Source organism: Mesotoga sp. HF07.pep.5.2.highcov (assembly GCF_003666285.1).
GTDB lineage: Bacteria > Thermotogota > Thermotogae > Petrotogales > Kosmotogaceae > Mesotoga > Mesotoga prima.
On the sequence record NZ_JFHJ01000043.1, the window covers coordinates 1 to 2,936 of the forward strand.

General features: G+C 44.3%; 3 protein-coding genes. 1 reads left to right on the forward strand and 2 read right to left on the reverse strand.

Features of this window, described 5'->3' with window-relative positions:
• Positions 1–713: sulfatase-like hydrolase/transferase (locus BG32_RS00860; RefSeq protein ID WP_147434770.1), on the reverse strand; the 713-nt coding region annotated here is incomplete at its 3' end.
• 572 nt (positions 714–1,285) lie between these two features.
• On the reverse strand, positions 1,286–1,651 hold the full coding sequence (locus BG32_RS00865; protein ID WP_041928168.1) for a hypothetical protein: 366 nt from the start codon (positions 1,649–1,651) through the stop codon (positions 1,286–1,288).
• A gap of 163 nt (positions 1,652–1,814) precedes the next feature.
• Between BG32_RS00865 and BG32_RS00870 the strand changes: the two genes are divergently transcribed.
• Complete coding sequence (locus BG32_RS00870; RefSeq protein WP_014731241.1) at positions 1,815–2,324, forward strand: PH domain-containing protein; 510 nt, start codon at positions 1,815–1,817, stop codon at positions 2,322–2,324.
• Positions 2,325–2,936: the final 612 nt, after the last annotated feature.

Genomic DNA, 2,936 nt, shown 5'->3' on the forward strand with positions numbered 1-2,936 from the left:
TGAACCCAGTACTTCTCGAAAGCCCACTCCCGTATCATCTCGGTTCTCTCTTCGCTGTTGGCAATTTCGGGATAGAAGTATGGATCCCGCCACTCTGTGTACAGGTCCGACACACTGAGGAAACCTGAGAAGTCATCAAATCCAACGTTTTGAGGCTGAGAACCAGGATTCTCCCCCATGTGCCATTTTCCAACAGCTTGAGTAACGTAGCCGGCATCGCTTAACAACTGGGCAAGTGTAACTGCATTTGTCAGTCCTCCGGGCTCGTTGTACAGCGTTGGCCTTAGTATTCCATGCCTGACTGGGAGCTGTCCCGTAAGAAGAGTCGCCCTTGTTGGTGAAGAAGAAGGTTGTGAATAAGCTGAAGTAAGCATGAGTCCGTCTCTTGCAAGTGCATCCATGTTTGGAGTCGGCGCTCCCACAGCTACACCTCCACCATAAACACCGAGGTCCCCCCAACCGACATCATCCATTAGGTATACAAGTATGTTGGGCCGCTTCCCAGTTCTGCTCTCAAACTCGGCCAACTTCGCCATTGCTTCTTCTCTCTGCTCCGGATGAGGTAATACCTCCTCCAGATTCGGGGCCGGTTTTACGGTTTCGAGTGGCATAGTGTCTTCATAGTTGGCCGCAAACGCAGATGTGAGAGCGAGAGCGCTTCCAGTGGCTCCAATAAGCACTTTTCTCAGTAACCTGGAACTTTGAATTTCCATACAACCATCTCCTCTTGGATTCACTTTCTAATAACCTTTCTGGAAGTGAAAAACCACGAAATAATTTTTGAAAGCAGCATTCCGGGACCGTTCTCGGATAACCTTATTGGCATAGAAGAAAACGATCGAAGATAGTTAATATAGTCACAAGATAAATGCCTTCAAGATACTATCATAAAGACCTTCGAAATCAGAGCAAATGCCAGATATCTACTCGAAGAAAACTTCGCGCTTCGAATAATGAACAAATGCAAGCCAAATCTCTTTCATTGACTACTCCTGGCAGGTTCCAGATATCTGCAATAACTCGCTTATGAAGAGATCTTCGGAAATTAACACGTTTTGACATCTAAAATTTGCAAAGCAATAGCGGAAAGAAAAAGTGATAAGGTCGTTTGAGTTATATTGATTAAACTTGCTTGCCCTGACTAGAACCGGTGAAATATAATGCTTGGATTCGGAATCTACCGTACAAAAGAAAACTCCCAGACCGAAGTTTGAAAGTTATAGTTTCAGGAATAATACTAGCTTTTTTGTATCAGGGCGGCCGTACTTAAGCCGTAAGTACAAGGCTACTTATACAGGAAGCCATCGCTGATGAGATCGCCGAAATTATCGTATATCTTTATCCGCAATGTGCCGTAGTTTATCATTTCGGCCTGAATGGTTCTCTCGATCCAATAGGAGTCGTACCAGCCGTACTCTCCGACAAAACTCCGGTTGGCTCTTCTACTTACTATGTCCACGTTGTACGGGTCATTGTCGAAAGATATCCATCCGGTATTGTTCGAGTTCACTATGAGAACAACATTGTGGTTCCCATAATAATCATTCAGAACACCACTCCACGTTCCGTCTAGCATGTCGTCAAATGAAAAACATCCGCCAAGCAGCAATACCATAATCACGGCTAGAGACACCAGGTATTGCTTCTTCATGGAGGTCGAACGGCGTTACGATAGAAGTTTTGCAGTTTGAACCCTTCAGATAAAGAGCTCTCTGTCCGAACCGCCACAAAGTCATGATGTCAACGATCATATGAAGATCAGGAGCACTCGAATGTGTAATAATTGAATCGAATTTCTTGTGAGGAGGCAAGATATGGAGACAATCGTGTTCAAGTTTTCATTACCCACATCTGCGATTATGCTGAATATTGGAATCGTTGTTTTTGTTGCGGTGATATTCGTTTTCTCTCTATTCAAGACAAAGGGCTGGCAGAAGACTATTTCACTAATAATCATAGGCAGTCTGTTCGTCTTCTTCATATTTCTCTTCCTGATATTTCCATTCACAAACGCCGTGAAATTTGACGGCGAAAACGTTGTTCTGAATGCACTTCCCTTCGGAAGAAAGACGATAGCAATAGATTCAGCTGAAATCGTTGGAATTATCGACTGGACTGAAGAGAGGGACTTCGAGCCGACGGTAAGAACCAACGGAGCATCTACAGGCCTATACAAAGTGGGCTGGTTCCGACTCAGAAATGGCTCCAAGGCCTTCATCATGACTGCAAGATCGAAAGCCTTCGTCATGAAATCCGAGGATATTTACTACTTGATCTCTCCGGATGAGCTTCAGGAATTTGCCGATGTAATTTATTCAAATTAGGAATGCTTTATTGTAAGAAACGTGTTAGGGGGTAACGGGTTTGTGGCATCAAGATCAGAAGTGAGGCCGACTTCGTCTGGAAGTGATGCTCGCTAGCGCAAGAAAAGACACCCTCTCCTCTCTGGTCGTAAAACGTTGTGAAAAGGCGTCCTTCGAGAAGGAAAGAGCCACCTGGATAAGAAACACTGAAGGCTTACGCTGGAAAAATGCTTCTTCGACACTTTGTGTCAAAGTTCTTCGTTAAGGACCACGAGATAAGGAGAACCGGGCGAGACGTTTCTCTCGCCTTCTAGTGAGCATAGCGAATGTCTCGAAATTATCTTCCTCGTCCTATCTCGATCTTGTCTGAGGACAGGTCTATGATCTGGGACGAAGGGCCAAGGATGGCTCTTGCTTAAGCATGATGAGATATGACGTTCTCAGAATTATCAACTCTCTTATATTCTCCATGCGAAGCTCTCAACAATCTTCTTTCTCACTAATTCTGATCTTCGCTCCTAAATCCCCTCTTTAGAGCTCTTCATTACCTATACGTCAGGGAGTCAAATACCATAAATTAGCTGCTTTTTTGCACGAGTTTATATTTGGCTCCTAATGATCCTGATCTTAAAT

Bases quoted from the DNA above. Each gene is read 5' to 3' on its own strand.
- BG32_RS00870 (WP_014731241.1), top strand. From the start codon at position 1,815: ATGGAGACAATCGTGTTCAAGTTTTCATTACCCACATCTGCGATTATG.
- BG32_RS00865 (WP_041928168.1), bottom strand. From the start codon at position 1,651: ATGAAGAAGCAATACCTGGTGTCTCTAGCCGTGATTATGGTATTGCTG.